This is a genomic window from Trichocoleus sp. DQ-A2 (genome assembly GCF_039961915.1).
Taxonomy (GTDB): Bacteria; Cyanobacteriota; Cyanobacteriia; order Cyanobacteriales; family FACHB-T130; genus FACHB-T130.
Window position 1 is genome coordinate 147,949 of sequence record NZ_JAMPKD010000005.1, and the last position, 16,299, is coordinate 164,247.

A 16,299-nucleotide genomic window follows, 5' to 3' on the forward strand; every position below is an offset into this window, starting at 1 on the left:
CGATTTCCAATCGCCAGGTATTATTTGCTTTTCCTCATCACTAAAACGTTGAACAATTCATGGACAGTAATGCTTTCAGGCGTTCAGCATCGCGGATAGCATGACCATCTGGATCGTTGTTGAAATATACGTACACGTCAATCTTTTTTTGAAGAAATGAGCGGATATGAGAAGCCCAAGTAGACAATTCTTCCTCGCTGTAACCAACACCCCATTGTCCGCTGTGCATGCGAATATAAGTCCAGGGCGCAGTCAAACGAATATCTAGCGGAACTGTGGGACTAACGGGCAAACAAAGGGCTGCACCCGCATCTTCTAATAGTTTGTACACCTGTGGAATCAGCCAGCTTTGGTGCCGAAATTCAAATGTATAACGTTGTTCTGGATAGGAAGAAAGTAATTCCAAAAACGGCTGAAGTCGCTCGATATTCAGGGGCCAGGTATGAGGAAATTGGAACAGAATTGGGCCTAATTTTTCTTGCAAACCCCCCGCTCGTTCCATCAAGCGAGATAGCGGCTCAGCCGGATCTTTTAACTTTTTCATGTGGGTAAGGTAGCGGCTACCTTTCACAGCAAAAATAAACCCTTCAGGTGTTTGCTCTCGCCACGTTTCAAATACAGACCGCTCTGGCAGACGATAAAAAGAAAAGTTAACTTCTACAGTCGGAAAGTGCTGTGCATAAAATGGGAGTTGTTGGTTTCCAGGCATCTGCGCTGGATAGAAAATGTTCATCCAGTGCTTATAAACCCAACCGCTAGTACCAATTTGCAGCAGCGGAGCTGCCGTAAAAGGTTGAGATTCCTGCTCTTGTTCTTCACTCATTCAGTTGTTCCATTTGAACTAAATCATTATCTCTTGCAAATCACCAAGCCCAAGTGACTAAAAGTGCTTGAAAAGGAAGCCGCAACCAAAGTCATAGCTACTATTGCGAGTCACATTTGCCAGCCACATTTGCCAGCCACATTTGCCATTAGCTTAGTTTGAGTACGTCCCAACCGTGAGACTTATTCATAAGTTCCAAAGTTTGTGGTGATATGTTTAGCCAGTGTCAGCGCGATCGCCTATTATTCGCCAAGTACCTTATTCGCTTTCAGAATCAGCACACAGCTTGGCGCGTGTGTGATTACGCTATCCATGACCATCTGCACCGCTTCACTTAAGGGAATCCGAACTGTTTCTATCGTTTCCGTTCCTTCTTGATGGGATTGGGTGAATGTTAATTGCTTTGCTAGAAATAGACGCACCGGACAGCAGACAATTGATGTATCTAAGTCAAAAACTCCGAGATCGAGCCATTCTGAAGCTTTAATTCCCAGTTCCTCTTCAATTTCTCGTTGTGCAGATTCCAGGTGCGGTTCATCCTCCTCAATAGCACCAGCGACAACTTCAATGCTTTCTTTGCCAAGCGCATAACGAAATTGCCGGGTAAGATAGACTACGCGATCGCTATCGATTGGCAAAATAGCAACGCCAGATTTCATCGTGACGGTAGCATACGTAGCCGGTTGTCCATCAGGTTGGAGAACTTGGTCTTCACGAACATTTATAAATGAATTTTGGTACTTTCGATTTGTTTCTTGGATTGTCCAAGGGCCATGTTTTTGTGTCATGTTGCGTTCTCTCCTATTTGAGTTGTCAGATGCGAGATTCAGATACCCGACTTCTCCAAGAAGTCGGGTATCTTGCGTTCAGGAATTATTTATGACTGGTATAATTTCCCGTTGACATAGGAAGGTAAGATTTCTCCCTCCCCGTTCACGGGTAGGGGTGGGGTTCTAAGTTGCATATACTCGACTCTAATTACTCTAAAGCTGGTTTAATCCGCTCATAAGAGGAGAGAAATAAACTAAAGAGAATCGCAAAGGTAAGGTCAATGACACCCGGAACTAAATAAAATGGGTGAAGACCACCGATTAAGGTGTGATAAGCCAAAACGATAAAGACAGAAACTTGGGCGCAAATTCCAAATCTTATAAGATCGTGATTTCGAGAGATATCCTTACCAACCCACCAATAACCAATCCCGATCGTAAATACCAATGCGCCAAACAGATGTAAATATTCAGGATTGGTGAGCGGTTCTTGACCTAGCATTTGGCGAATCCATTGGTCAGATAACAACAAAGCTACAGATTCGACCCAGTTAATGATAGCTTTGGTTTGAAATATGTACTTCCACGTTATTGGATTGTTCATCATTGCAAATAGTGTGTGAATTCTTGTTTGCTTAGCTTGCTGGTTCTTGACTTAACTGGGTGTCCTATACACTCGATCCCCCCTCTCCCCCGAGGGAACCCCGAATCCCCCTTAAAAAGGGGGAAAATGCTTATAACCCCTTTTTAAGCGGGGGACATTGCCAAAAATAGACACCGTAATTACTGGCTTCTTGTCACATTTTTATTAGTGCGGTTGTGAAACTGCTTCATCAACCAGTTGCACCATCCGCTGGCGTAGGGTCTCTAAACCTAAGCGTTGAGTAGCTGAAATAAACACAGCTTCGGGATACTGTTGTTGAGCGAAGGCTAGCGTTTCGCTATCTACTTGATCGACCTTGTTAAAGGCAATCAAAGCTTTACCTGGAAGGGCAGGCATTTCTCCAAGCACTTCCATGACCGACTGGATGTGGCTTTCCCAAGCGGGATGGGATAGATCGACGACATGAAGCATGGCATTCGCCTCCGTTACTTCCTCCAGGGTGGCTCGGAAGGCATCCATGAGCGGTGGCGGGAGTTCGTGAATAAACCCGACCGTGTCTGTCAGAAGAATCGTCCGCCGCTCTTGGGTTTCGGGGTTTGTAATGACTAGCTTTCGAGTTGTGGGGTCGAGGGTGGCAAATAGTTGATCTGCCGTATAAACTTCGGCGTGGGTTAACACGTTCAGCAGGGTGGACTTCCCAGCGTTGGTATAACCAACCACGGCAATCGAGGGAATTTCTTGCTCTTGCCGTTGTTGTCTAATCCGGGAGCGATGCGCTTGTAATTGGTTGACTTCCTGCTGGAGTTGGGCAATTCGGCGCTGAATGGTTCGCCGCTCTGTTTCTAGTTTGGTTTCACCCGGTCCTCTCGTACCAATCCCGGCTCCTAGTCTGGACATTTCCCGACCCCGACCCCTCAGTCGAGGCAGCATATATTCCAGTTGCGCCAATTCCACTTGCAATTTACCCGCTTGGGATTGAGCGCGTTGAGCGAAGATATCGAGAATTACTTCAGTCCGGTCTACGACAGGGATACCGATCTCGGTTTCTAGGTTACGAGCTTGAGAGGGAGAGATATCTCGGTCAAAGACAATGATATTGGCTCCCAGTTGATGAGCGCGTTGTGCAATTTCTTCAACTTTTCCATGACCAACGACCGTTTGAGGATGAGGACGCGATCGCTTTTGTTGCATTGTCTCTAATACCTGTCCTCCGGCACTTTCAACCAAGCGAACGAGTTCCTCCAGACCATCTTGAAACCGCTGCGGAGAGACGTCTTCTGTCATCAACCCAACCAACAGAACGTGATCGCCTTTTGAGTTATTCTCGTGGAATTGCGATGTTTCAAAGCCTGACTCGGAGAACTCACTCTCCCATTCATCTACTAAGTCGTCAAAGCCTTGCTCTGTCAGGTCATCTAAGCTAAGGGGACGAGAAATAACCCAGGGCTTTTCTGCTTCGGGAACCAGGTGAGCAAGATAAGCTTCCTTGACATCGCCTGCGGCTTCACCATTTCGTCGCGCTCCATCGCCCTTTGGAACTAACACTGCTAAGGCGTCGAGGCGCTGCTGTGCCATTGCCCTGAGTGCCGCTGTATCTGGTGGATCGGATTTGAGTTGAGTGGCAAGACAGCGAATTCCACTCAAGTGTTCGCCCTTATGCCGGGGCAACTCTTGGGGCGGAATTTGCGTTTGGCTGGGAGTACCGACGGCGATTCGGATTGGGTGTCCACGTCGATTGATGTAACAGCATACAGGGTGATGAATGGACGTACTAATTTCGGCTAGCGCTTGAGCGAATTCCGGAGTCGTCAGGCGATCGCTTGGTTGGCGCTGTTCGTAAAGCCGCTGTAGTTGCTTGATATGGCTCGATTGTAATCCTTGAAGATTTCCGTAAATAGTTTGCATAAGACGCCCTAAAAACTAGCGTATTGAATCCTTTGCTTCAATATTTACTAATCTTCCTTTTTGACTTAATCTCCCTTTTGGACTAAGTAGAGGTTAAGAAGCGGCAATCGGCAAAAATGGGAGATGGGTGGACAACCCTAGACGTATCAGCCTTTAAGCGCGAACGCCCAACCCAGTTGCTGCCAGATTCCGGTAGCAGGTGTGCGACTGATTTTGCGACTGATTCACAGTATCTAGGATCAGAGCGATCGCTTAAAGTTTGAGCATGAGGATAGCGGCGTTGGAGATTGCGATCGCTAGTTATCTTGTCGGCGCTCTTGAGGTAAAAAATGCAACATTGACAAGGGTTTGAGGTAGAACGACAAACACTTTCTTCAGGCTATAAATAATTTAGTTCGTCCGTTTACTGAATAAGGATATAGATTATTGAGTTTTATCCTAATCCCCAATTACCAATTATTCACAAATTCTTGTTTAGGCATAAAATAGGATTGCCTCCGCTATTTTTTTGCTTCCCAAAGTTCAAACTTGTAGCCTTTGAAAGCTATTTTTAAGTTGTAACCCTGTGTTTTCTCAAGTTGGTTTCGTAAAGTATCTGAGGAATCGAATAAAAATATCTCGCTGAAACCATCAGCAGCTAGAAATGTTTTTGGTTGGCTCACCAACTGTAGCTGTACTTTCGGACTGAGTAGGCGGCTGAGAGATAATACACTTCCCGGAATCTTAGTATCGCTAATCACAAGTGGATGAGAAGCTTGGTTAACGATGCGAGCCACTTGAGGATTATAAGTGTCCATAAACTTGTTCCACCATACGTCTGCTGGAAAGCTGATTGCACAGGACAAAACTCCGCACGAAAGTAGAACAACTATCACAAACTGCCACAGTTTTTGTTGCCGGATGGAATTAAAACTCCAAGTAATTTTACTAGCCAGGAGGTAAGCAACAGCTATCTGGATTCCTAAATAAGATGGGATCAAATATCGCGGTGCTGTAGATAAAAATCCCCCAGTCATTAAGTCTCGTAGCATGAGGGGGATAACCGCAATCCCAGTAAAAGTAAAAATAAATAGCCAAACTTTCGCTGGGGTATGGCGATAGAGAAAATAAATCGAATAACCAACCAAGATTAAAGCAAGCGGAATGGAAAAAGGATCGTCATAACCAATCGGATCGAACCAGTAACCGCTAGGATCTACATCTAAGAAAATGTTGCTGAGATTCCGAGTCCACCATTTAACTAAAGTAAATAAATTGGGTGGTTTTGGAGCTGATGCCACTCTGTCAATGATGCGATCGCTACTTAAAACCACCCAAACCCAGGGTACGAAAGTTAGAAACGCTGCTATCGATGCCACTAAATAAGCAATAACTGTTTTATTTTCTCGATGGGCTTTAGTTAAGATGACATAAATCCCATGACCGATTAAAGTCAGCCCAAAAAATAAGTTTGAATAGAGTCCCAATGCCGCAGTAACTGCATAGATCGCCCAACTTAGCTTAGTTTTAACCTGGATAGCTCGTAGTAGTGCTGCACTCGATAGCAAGACGATAGCCATCCACAAGCTATACTGCCGCGCTTCCTGCGCGTACAGTACGTGTAAAGGTGAAATAGCGATGATAGCGCTCGCTATCCATCCCGTCAACGATGACTCAAATAATTCTCTGCACAGCCAATAAATGCCAGGAAACGCTAGTAAACTAATTAGGGCACCCAAACTTCTTGTCACTGCCACCGAGCTGCCAAAACACTGCACCCAAAATCGTGCCATCACGTAATATAGCGGCGGATGTTCTGGGTATTGCGCTAGCACCTGCATGGTATCGATTAAGTCTTTTTCTGAATTGGGACGCTGATACCTTTGTAAGTCTTCAACACTGATGACACGACCATCAAAAAGTTGCTGTTGCACTTCTGGTTTGGAATAGCCAGAAATCCGCATTGAGGTAAAAGCTTCGTCGTGTTGGTAAACTTTTCGATCCAAATTTGCAAATCGAAAAAATATGCCTAAAACCAGTACGCTAATGACTAAAAATTGTAGCCAAGTTGGAGGAAGTTCCCAGGAGTGGGAACCTCGGCTATTTAGTTTAGTATTAGTTTTAGCCTGAGTCCCAGTTTTTGGCATATAGATTTTCCTATATCCTCTTCCAATCCACAAATATCAAGTACTTAAACCCAGTTTCAAAAGGCTCTATGTTCTTTTGATTAGCCTCTGCACGCTTTTCAGAATCACAAGCCATCTAATTTTGTAGATGAAAATTTAAGGTTCTCGTAAAAACACGTAACTTGTGGAAATCAGTTTCTTGCTCGTTTTGTAGATATAAGCCAAAAATTAAGTAAAAATACCCAGCTTCTTAGGAGTGCTTCCGCTATATCCTAAGCAATCCCTAGGGGAAATACTGACTCTCCGGAGAGTCTTTACAGAAAATTCATCTTTTCCTAGCAAATAACAAAGACTTAGTGAAGTGTTGTCTAAGCTACAGGCAGGTAAGGGATTTAGCAGTATGTACGCCAATCCATCTTTTATTAAATCTCAGTAATATTACGGTTTAGCGTTGAAAAAGTGGAAGTTTGATAGTGTTTAATTGAAGATACTGCTAGTTTTACTGAAGCCCTAGCGACTGGAAGCCACGGCTAAATAAACTAAGTCCGGCTTGCGGGGACTCATGGAATCATAAGTTTTGAACCGGAGAAGGCAGGTTTTGTCTGTATCGCGGTGGTTTCAACCGCTAAGCCAATCTTAAGTTGACACCTGACGGGTTCTGATATTAGACCGAATTTCCGCTTTCTTCCAAAATGGCGCATTGGCAACCTAATTCTGGAGGGCACGACCGAACCGGAATTTTAATCATGAACTCCGCCCCCTGTCCTGGTGCTGAAATACACGTCATCTGACCACCATGTTTGTTGACTACAATCTGGTAGCTAATCGATAATCCCAAACCCGTACCTCTACCCTCTGCTTTCGTCGTAAAGAAGGGATCGAATAGGCGATCGCGTACTTCCTCTGCTATACCGGGGCCAGTATCCCCAATCCAAATTGTCACAAACTCATTGTCCGTTACTTCGGTGCGAATCCGAATCGTACTGCGGCAAAAGAAAATCTCCTCAGGCGATCGCTTTTTGTCATACTCCTCCAAAGCGTCAATTGCATTCGCCAGTAGATTCATAAACACCTGGTTGAGTTGACCTGCATAACACTCCACCAGAGGCAGATTGCCATATTCTTTGACAAGTTGAATACCTGGATGGTTAGCGCTATCTTTGAACCGACTATGCAAAATCAGCAGCGTGCTATCTAGCCCAGCATGAATATCCACAGGCTTCATTTGGGTTTCATCCATGCGGGAAAAAATCCGCAACGACAAAATAATCTCGCGGATGCGGTCAGATCCAACTTTCATCGAACTCAGCAATTTGGGCAGGTCTTCAATTAAAAATTCTAAATCTATTGCCTCAGCGTGTTCCTTAATTTCAGGTGGCGGTGCAGGAGTGTACTTCATATAGAGGCTCAAGAGGTCGAGCAAATCTTGGCTATAGTGATGGGCGTGAGTGAGATTCCCATAGATGAAGTTAACGGGATTGTTAATTTCATGGGCGACACCCGCTACCAGTTGCCCCAAACTAGACATTTTTTCACTATGAACCAGTTGGCTTTGAGTTTCTTGAAGTTGGCGGAAGGAAAGTTTAAGCTGATGCGCTTGTTCTCGATAGCGTGCTTCTGATTCTTGCAAGGCTGCTTCAGTAGAGATGCGCTCTTGGATCTCCTGTTGCAGATGCTGATTTGATTGGGTCAACAGCTGATTGGATAGGAAAAGTTCAGCCGTCCTTTCTTTTACCCGCCCTTCTAACTCAGATGTAAGTTTTAAAAGTGCTTTCTCTGCCTTAGTTCGCTCTTCAATCTCCTGTTCCAGATGCACATTTTGTTGCTGCAATCTTTTAGTCAGATTTCGCAAGCTTAAATGGATTTTGACTCGGGATAAAACTTCTTCATGTTGAAGCGGCTTAGTAATGTAATCAACCGCCCCAAGATTCAATCCCCGGATTTTATCCACAGTCTCAGAAAGCGCCGTCATAAAAATTACGGGGATGTCTTTCGTTGATTCCTTCGCTTTCAATTGCTGACAAGTTTCAAACCCATCTATACCGGGCATGAGTACGTCTAATAAAATCAGATCGGGCGGGGAATAATCAACCTGAGCAATTGCATCCTCGCCATCCTGCGCTACCAATACTTGAAAGCCTGAATTCACTAAAAAATCGAACAACACTCCTAAATTTGTAGGGTTGTCATCAACGATTAAAATTACCCCATTTTCAATATTTGAAGGATTCATTAATTTTTTCCTACAGTCCTTAAAAATTCGCGGATCTTTTTAACTTGAAAGCTTTTAGCTAATTGACGCAATTCGCCTGAAAAAGGTGCATATTTAATATCTAATTTTTCTAGTTGATCGCTTCGCTCTACAATGCCTTTGAGATCGCCCTTCATTGCTAAATCAAATAAAGCTGCAATTTCCTCTGCTGATGGAGTAGCTAATGAATGCTGATTGCTTCGGTTTTTGGGCTGATAATTTTCTTCTTTATAGTCTTTTTCTAGTTGATTTTCGTTTTCTTCATAAACCCACTCCAGCCCTAAGTGAAGTCGTAACTTTTCTAAAAGCTCTGGTATTCGGATTGGCTTGGGTAAAAAATCATTGCAGCCTGCTTCCTTACTTTTGTTCTGATCGAAATCAAAAACGCTGGCAGAAGTTCCAATCACTATCACATCTTTTAGTTCGGGCGATCGCCTAATACGCCGAGTCGTTTCAAAGCCATTCATTTCAGGCATCATCAAGTCCATTAAGATGCAATCGGGATTAAATTCAGCCGCTTTCTTCAGGCAGTCTTTGCCATCTATCGCTTCCAAAATTTCAAACCCTAAAGGCAATAGCATCTTGAGCAAAATTGAGCGATTTTCTCGCTTATCGTCTGCTACGAGGATTTTCCGCTTATAGCCTTTAAATCCTACGATATTTTTTTGATCTTGTTTGACACCTTCAGCATATTGAAAAACTTCAGGCAAATCTAAATCAAAGAAGAAAATACTGCCTTTTCCTAAAATACTTTGGACTTGAATTTCGCCACCCATCATCTGAACTAATTGGCGAGTAATTGCCAATCCTAAGCCGGTTCCCTCAGATTTGCGATGGTTTTCTCCCACCTGCTGAAACGGCAAAAATATCTCTTCTAATTGCTCTGGTGCCATGCCAATTCCTGAATCTTCCACATGGAACCGGATTTTGCCTTTGTAATAGCCGACTTTAAAAGCCACGCCTCCAGTTTCAGTAAATTTGACAGCATTGCCGAGTAAGTTTAGCAAAGCTTGCCGCAATCGTTTCTCGTCAGCCCTAACACCTGTGGGAAGTTGAGTAATCTGCTCGTAAATTAAAGAAATGCCTTTTTGTTCGGCACGGATGTTACAGATTTCGGCAATGCCTTCTAGAAACTCTGGAAAATGAAAATCTGTTGGGTGAAGTTCCATTTTCCTGGCTTCAATTTTGGAAAGGTCTAAAATGTCATTAATCAGGTTTAGCAGATGGTCGCCGCACTGGTGAATAATACCTAAACCATCTTTTTGTAAATCAGTTAAACTTTTGTCTCGCTTGAGGATTTGGGCATAACCTAAAATGCCATTGAGCGGTGTCCGCAATTCATGGCTCATATTTGCGAGAAAATCACTCTTAGCACGGTTGGCTGATTGAGCAATTTCCTGGGCTTTTTGTAAATGGACATTCTTTTCCTGCAACTCCAGCGTTCGCTCTTCTACTTTCGCCGCCAGAGTATTGCTGTATTCTTCTAATTGTTGGTTGGCAGATTCTAAGTGGGCATAGAGTCGTGCATTCTCTAGAGCGATCGCAGCCTGTCCCGATAACATCCGCAATACTTGCACCCGTTGCTGAGTGAAAGCTCCCACAACCAGATTATTTTCTAGATAAAGGATAGCAGCGAGCTTACCTTGATTGAGAATCGGAGTACAGAGCAGTGACTTGGGTTGATGTTGGCTAATGTAGGGATCGGTGTTAAAGATTTGCTCGTGGCTGGCATCATTTAAAACAACATCTTTTTGGGTTCTAGAAACATAATTCAGTACCGAATTAGGCAACTGCTGACTGGTTAATTGGGCCTGGGATTCCAGCACTTGGATCTCATCTTTAGTCCCCAATGCTTCTAGGAAGAATTGACCGTCTCTTGATAAAATCAACGCTCCAGTTTCTGCACCGGCATTCTCTATCAAAATTTTCATCAACTTATCGAGCAAGTTGGCTAGCACAATTTCGCTAGAAATCGCTTGGGATGCTTTCATCACTGTTGCCAAATCTAGAACCTCTGAAACACCGGAAGTGCTAGAACTAATGGTTTTTTGGCGCGTCTGTTTAATCGTAGTGCCTGTCTTTTTGCTCAATTTTTGGTTAAGGACAGAGGCGAGTAATTGGGAGTAGTGTTTTGCTAAATCCTCAACTTTGGCTGTTGCTCCCCAGCGCATATAAGCGTAGTAGGCATTTGTCATGTAAGTTTGAGCAATAGTTTCTTTACCCCATGACAGATAGAATTTAGCAGCTAGTTCGTGAGCCAATGCTTCTTCGTTGATATACTCGTTTTCTTTAGCGAGTGCGATCGCCCGATCGTACATCTCCATCGCTTCTATTTTTCCGCCTAAAATCCGAAGCCGCTCTGCCTCTACTAGATAGAATTTGTGCAGATGATTGATTGGGGCATGATGCGCCCATTTTTGCATTTTTTCTTGATTAGCTTGTACTCGATTAAGAATATCCTGTTGTTCAGACTGTGAATCAGAATATACAGCTAGCCGTACTAAAGAATCATAGAAATAGAAGATAACAACAGTTAGCTGTCCTGTAGACGAACCGAAAGAACTTTCTATCTGAGGAATAGTTTTTAAAGCTTCCGCGTAATTTTCAAAAACATAACTAATCGCAAGCTTGTGCAAGTATAAGTAATGAATTGCTAGTTGGTTGTTGGTTTGCTGATATAGCGGTAGCATTTTATCTTCGTCATAGGCTTCCCCCTTTAACTGGTATACATTTTGGGTTATTCCCATCATGTTTAAGACGGCTTGCCAACAAATTTTTGTATTATTAAGTGCTGTTTTTTGGCTAATTTTATGAAGGGCATCCGTGTAAGTTGCTATCTCTCGTTCGAGTTGCATTAGTTCCTTGCCAACAAAAAACGAGTAATGACTCCACACCATGATGGCATAGCCAGCATATTCTAAATCTCCGGTTTCCAACCCGCTAGAGAAAGTTGACAGGAAAAGTTCTAGAATATTCCTGACGTGTTCCTTCCAATGTTGAACGGCAGCATAGACCAAGTGGCACGTCTTGGCCTCGATTTCTTTAGCATTTAACTTAGATACTAAACGCAAAGCTAATTGACCGAATTCATAACCCCCTTCAATATCTCCTACAGCCCCGCAAAGAAGAAGACTATATACGGCATATGCAAAGGGAGACACAGAAGCATTGCCATATTGAACGGATAAATCGACCTGTTTACATACTGTTAAAGGCACCAGTGAGGGCATCGCAGAATAGCAAGCAGAAAATATACTTGACAGAATCCTTATCGCTGCTAGTTGATGAGGATCGGTCATTTCAGGGAGATCGATTAATTCCTCAGTTCGCTTTCCGCTCAAAATTGCCGCAGTTTCCCCCAGCGCCTGCCCAATATCAGACGGGTTTGGCGAGTCAGGAAGCTCTACCCCCAAATGCTTTAAGACTTGCAGCCCCGTATTCAGTGCTTCCAGCAGCTTGTTCTGCCCCATATAAGCTTGAATCTGGACTTCGGATATCTTCACTTTGTCCAATAGCGTTTTGGCGCAGTTTTGCACGATTTCAGCCAATCTCTGCATTTGAGCAAAGTCACCGCTTAAGTATGCTGCTTCTGCTGCTTCGGTATGCAGCGCTAATGTTAGGTCATACTGACTCTCCCAGCTAGAATCTGCCAACAGTCCCAAACCTACTTGCAAGTATTTAACAGCCGAGTCATACGCTGTAGCTGCTTTGGCTCTCTGACCTGCAATCAGGTTGAGTTGGGCTAGTTCATATTTTTTTGCTTCAGTTTTTAGTAAGTCAGTACCGTAATTGAGTTGGTTAACTAAAGCGAAGATATTTTCTTTTCGTTCTTCTGGCGTTGTGGAGTGTAGCAGTAATTGACCAATCCTCAAGTGTGTTGCTTTCTTCTCTTCATCTGGAATCAAAGAATAGGCAGCTTGCTGCACTCTGTCATGTAAAAACTTGTAGTCAACTTTGACATCAGTCAAGGTAAATCCACCGGATTCTTCTTGACTAAATACCAACGGAATTTTGTACTCATTGCTCAAAGGTAGAATTAAACCTGCCTGAAGCGCTGACCACAACTGCGCCGCTGTAACTAAGGAGGATTCTTCATTGATAACGCTCAAAACTTCTAAATTAAAACTGTTGCCAATACAAGCAGCCAGTTTTAATACTTTCTGGGTGTCTGAATGCAGCTTGCGAATATTTCTTGCGATCAGTTCGACAACATTATAATCGGTGATGCCGATCGCTTGAATTTGCTTAATATTCCAGTGCCATGCTCTAGAATATAAATCATAGGTCAATAAATCTTCTTGGTAAAGGGTTTTGAGCAGTTGGTTTAAGAAAAAAGGATTTCCCTGAGTTTTGTTGAAAAGTAAAGAGGCTAAATTTCGCGTTTCTACTGATTCATTTAAAGTATCGGCAATTAATTCTTCGACATGAACCAGTTTTAAGGGTTGAAGGACAATATCATTTACTGCCGCCCCAGTTTTGCGAATCTTGTCAATCGTTTGAATTGTTGGATGCGTGGGGAAAACTTCGTTATCTCGATATGCCCCAATCAGCAATAAATACTTGTTATCGGTATCGATCATTAGCAGTTCGAGCAATTTCAGCGATGCTGAATCCGCCCACTGCAAGTCATCTAGGAAGATAACTAGGGGATGTTCAACAGTTGTAAATACGCCTATAAATTGTTTAAATACACGGCTGAAACGATTTTGAGCTTCAGTCGCCCCTAGTTCTGCTACGGGTGGTTGTTTGCCGATAATCAGTTCAACTTCGGGAATCACATCAACGATTATTTGCCCGTTAACGCCTAAAGCACCTAAGAGTTTCTCTTTCCAAATTTGAATTTCTGCTTCGCCTTCGGTTAGAAGCTGCTGAGTTAAGGATTGGAATGCTTGAATCAAGGAAGCATAAGGAATATTGCGCTTAAACTGATCGAATTTACCTGCAATAAAATATCCCCGTTGCCGAACGATGGGTTTGTGAACTTCATTGACTAAAACAGTTTTACCAATGCCGGAATAACCGGAAACAAGCATCATTTCTCCGGTACCATTGGAGACTCGCTCAAAGGTATTTAACAGGGTAGTAACTTCCGCCTCACGACCATAAAGTTTTTGAGGAATCAGTAATTGACCTGCTTTGTCAGCACTACCGGGAATAAAGTCAGAAATTCTTCCGGTAGTCTGTAGCTTCATTAGACAGATTTCCAAGTCAAACTTTAAACCCTCTGAACTTTGATAGCGGTCTTCAGCATTTTTAGCTAACAGTTTCATTACAATATTGGAAATTGCCTCTGGAATTTCCGAATTTAGTTGATGAGGTGGAAGTGGCATTTTAGCAATATGGCTGTGTATCAATTCCAGAGGTTCGGTAGCATTAAAAGGCAATTCACCTGTGAGCATTTCATAAAAGGTGACACCTAGAGAATAGAAGTCGGTGCGGTAGTCAAGCGACCGATTCATTCTCCCGGTTTGTTCCGGTGACATATAGGCGAGAGTGCCTTCGAGTAAGGTGGGGTTGCCAAGGGTTTGGTTTTCTCTTTCTAGACGCGATGCAATGCTAAAGTCGATGATTTTAACTTGCTTTGTCTCTGGGTTAATGATGATGTTGTGAGGTTTAATATCTTTATGAATAATCTGGGATGAATGCAGTTGAGCAAGCGTGGATGCTAGCTGAATGGCGATGTTTAAAAATTCGCTTAAGTCTAAAGAGCGATCGCTAATATAATTTTTTAGCGAGATTGCCCCAAAATCTGACAAGATAAGTGCTAGACCATTCTGATAATTTTCTAAAGCTAGGGACTCGACAACTCCTTCTATATCTACTAGCGTTTCTAAAATTTTATATTCATGTTTTAGCCGGGTCAGCTCTTCTAAGGTGGGATACTCGGCTTTGATCGCTTTAACGATCGTTGGTGTTTTATCCAACTGCCTAGAAGCACGATAAATAACGGTATCGGTGCCTTCATGTAGGGCTTCAACGAGTTCGTAACCGGGAAGGGGAAGAATCATTTTTATAAGAGTGTGGGTAGCGTTAATTGGGAATAAATTTATGGGAATCCCTAAAAATAAGGATAATTCGCCAGTCGATTTATCGTTCCCAAACCCCCCTACAAATTCTCGAATCCTAAATAAAGCTCAATATTCAGACATACAAGTTAGTATTTCCACACTACCCAGCTTGATGACGCAAGGGATTGGATAAGATGAACCATAAAGCTACTCAGACATTCAGGAAACACGAAGTTCTTCATCTTGGTGTCTGAGTGCCTTTGTGGTTTAAAAAAGCAATTTTTTGGCAAAAGGATTTAGAAATGGAGTTTCTGCTCGCTTCTAAGTCGTTACTTTACGTAGCAGAGTTTACCGCCATAAATACAAATCTCAGTACAAATACTCCAGCTAAAATCCACACAGCTAAACTGACTTCGTGCGCTTTTCCTTGAAATGTTTTTACCAGTGGATAAGTCATAAAACCAATTGATAAACCTTCGGCAATTGAGTAAGTCAAAGGCATCAGGAGAATCGTCAAAAAAGAGGGAATTGATTCGGCAGGATCGTCCCAACGAATTAGACGGACATTTCCTGCCATCAAGACGCCAACAACGAGCAGTGCGGGTGCTGTAGCAAAGGCGGGAATTGCTGCCAATAAAGGAATAAAAAATATTGACAGAGTAAATAAGGCGGCGACGACAACGGCAGTAAACCCGGTGCGTCCCCCTTCCGAGACGCCAGCAGCTGACTCGATATAGGTTGTGACGGTGGAAGTTCCCAGAATTGCCCCCACAGTGGTTCCCACGGCGTCTGCCATCAGCGCTTCACTCGCGCGGGGCAGTTCGCCATTTTCATCAATGTAGCCTGCCTGAATGCCGACACCGGCAAGGGTGCCGATGGTGTCGAAGAGATCGATGAACAGAAAGACAAAGGTGACAGCGATCAAATTCCAGATGTTGGTTTGGTTAATCTGACTCAACCCCTGAAAAGCTTGACCGAGCAAAGCTCCAGGCCATTGGGGAAGTGCGATAATTCCAGAGGGCGGGGGTACGATGCGAAGAATCCATCCCAACAAGGCAGTGGCGAGAATTCCCCATAATAGCGCTCCTTTGACACGGCGAGCGACAAAAGCAAAGGTGATGAGAATCCCCGCGATCGCTACCAGTGTTTGCGGCTGTTGCAAGTTTCCCAAGGCGGTTTTCGTGACGGGGTTCGCCACAATAATCCCCGCACCCCCCGTTTTCGGATCGCCAGCCAAGCCAATATAAGCGATAAATAAACCAATTCCCGCCGCTGTCGCTTGTTTGAGGCATTCAGGAATGGCGCGGATAATTTGGCTGCGAATACTTGATAGCGTCAAGGCAATGAAAATTAGCCCCTCGATCAAAACGGCGCTGAGGGCAACTCGCCAATCAATTTTCAGTGCCAAAACGACAGAAAAGGCAAAAAAGGCATTGAGTCCCATTCCCGGTGCCAAGGCAAACGGATAATTAGCCGTTAATCCCATCATCAAGGTCGCAATGGCGCTGGAAATCGCGGTTGCGATCGCCAACTCCCCAAATAAATCTTGCGGTTTTTCCAGAAAAATGGCATTTGACAAAATTCCCGGATTGACTGCCAGAATATATGCCATTGTCATAAACGTGGTCACGCCTGCCAACACTTCGGTGCGAAAGTTGGTGTGGAATTCCTCAAATTTAAAAAATCGCGCGATCGCACCCTGCCACCCGGTCGGCGGGGGCGAAGATCCTTGACTGGCAACGACTTCAGTTTTGCTCAACTCATCCTTGTTCATTTTTTTGTCTGACACGCACTCTACTCAGAGTAAAGTTTTATTGAGAAATTTTTGGGATG

The 16,299-nt window shown here is 43.7% G+C and carries 8 protein-coding genes; all 8 read right to left on the reverse strand.

Annotated elements, in window-relative coordinates:
• Positions 1-40: 40 nt before the first annotated feature.
• Entirely contained in the window at positions 41-823 is a 783-nt protein-coding gene (locus tag NC997_RS06300) for a DUF72 domain-containing protein (RefSeq protein WP_190525291.1), read from the reverse strand.
• Between the two features lie 242 nt (positions 824-1,065).
• Complete coding sequence (locus NC997_RS06305; RefSeq protein WP_190525292.1) at positions 1,066-1,611, reverse strand: NUDIX hydrolase; 546 nt, start codon at positions 1,609-1,611, stop codon at positions 1,066-1,068.
• A 190-nt stretch (positions 1,612-1,801) separates the two neighbouring features.
• On the reverse strand, positions 1,802-2,200 hold the full coding sequence (locus NC997_RS06310; protein ID WP_242031265.1) for a hypothetical protein: 399 nt from the start codon (positions 2,198-2,200) through the stop codon (positions 1,802-1,804).
• A 201-nt stretch (positions 2,201-2,401) separates the two neighbouring features.
• A complete protein-coding gene (gene hflX, locus NC997_RS06315; RefSeq protein WP_190525293.1) occupies positions 2,402-4,102 on the reverse strand; it encodes a GTPase HflX in 1,701 nt (566 codons plus the stop codon).
• Positions 4,103-4,602: 500 nt separating this feature from the next.
• On the reverse strand, positions 4,603-6,228 hold the full coding sequence (locus NC997_RS06320) for a glycosyltransferase family 39 protein (protein WP_190525294.1): 1,626 nt from the start codon (positions 6,226-6,228) through the stop codon (positions 4,603-4,605).
• 643 nt (positions 6,229-6,871) lie between these two features.
• Positions 6,872-8,440, reverse strand: a complete 1,569-nt coding sequence (locus tag NC997_RS06325) for a response regulator (RefSeq protein ID WP_190525295.1) — start codon at positions 8,438-8,440, stop codon at positions 6,872-6,874.
• On the reverse strand, positions 8,440-14,466 hold the full coding sequence (locus tag NC997_RS06330) for a hybrid sensor histidine kinase/response regulator (RefSeq protein WP_190525296.1): 6,027 nt from the start codon (positions 14,464-14,466) through the stop codon (positions 8,440-8,442). The genes NC997_RS06325 and NC997_RS06330 overlap by 1 nt, the downstream gene beginning before the upstream one ends.
• A 334-nt stretch (positions 14,467-14,800) precedes the next feature.
• Entirely contained in the window at positions 14,801-16,240 is a 1,440-nt protein-coding gene (locus tag NC997_RS06335) for an NCS2 family permease (protein WP_190525396.1), read from the reverse strand.
• Positions 16,241-16,299 lie beyond the last annotated feature (59 nt).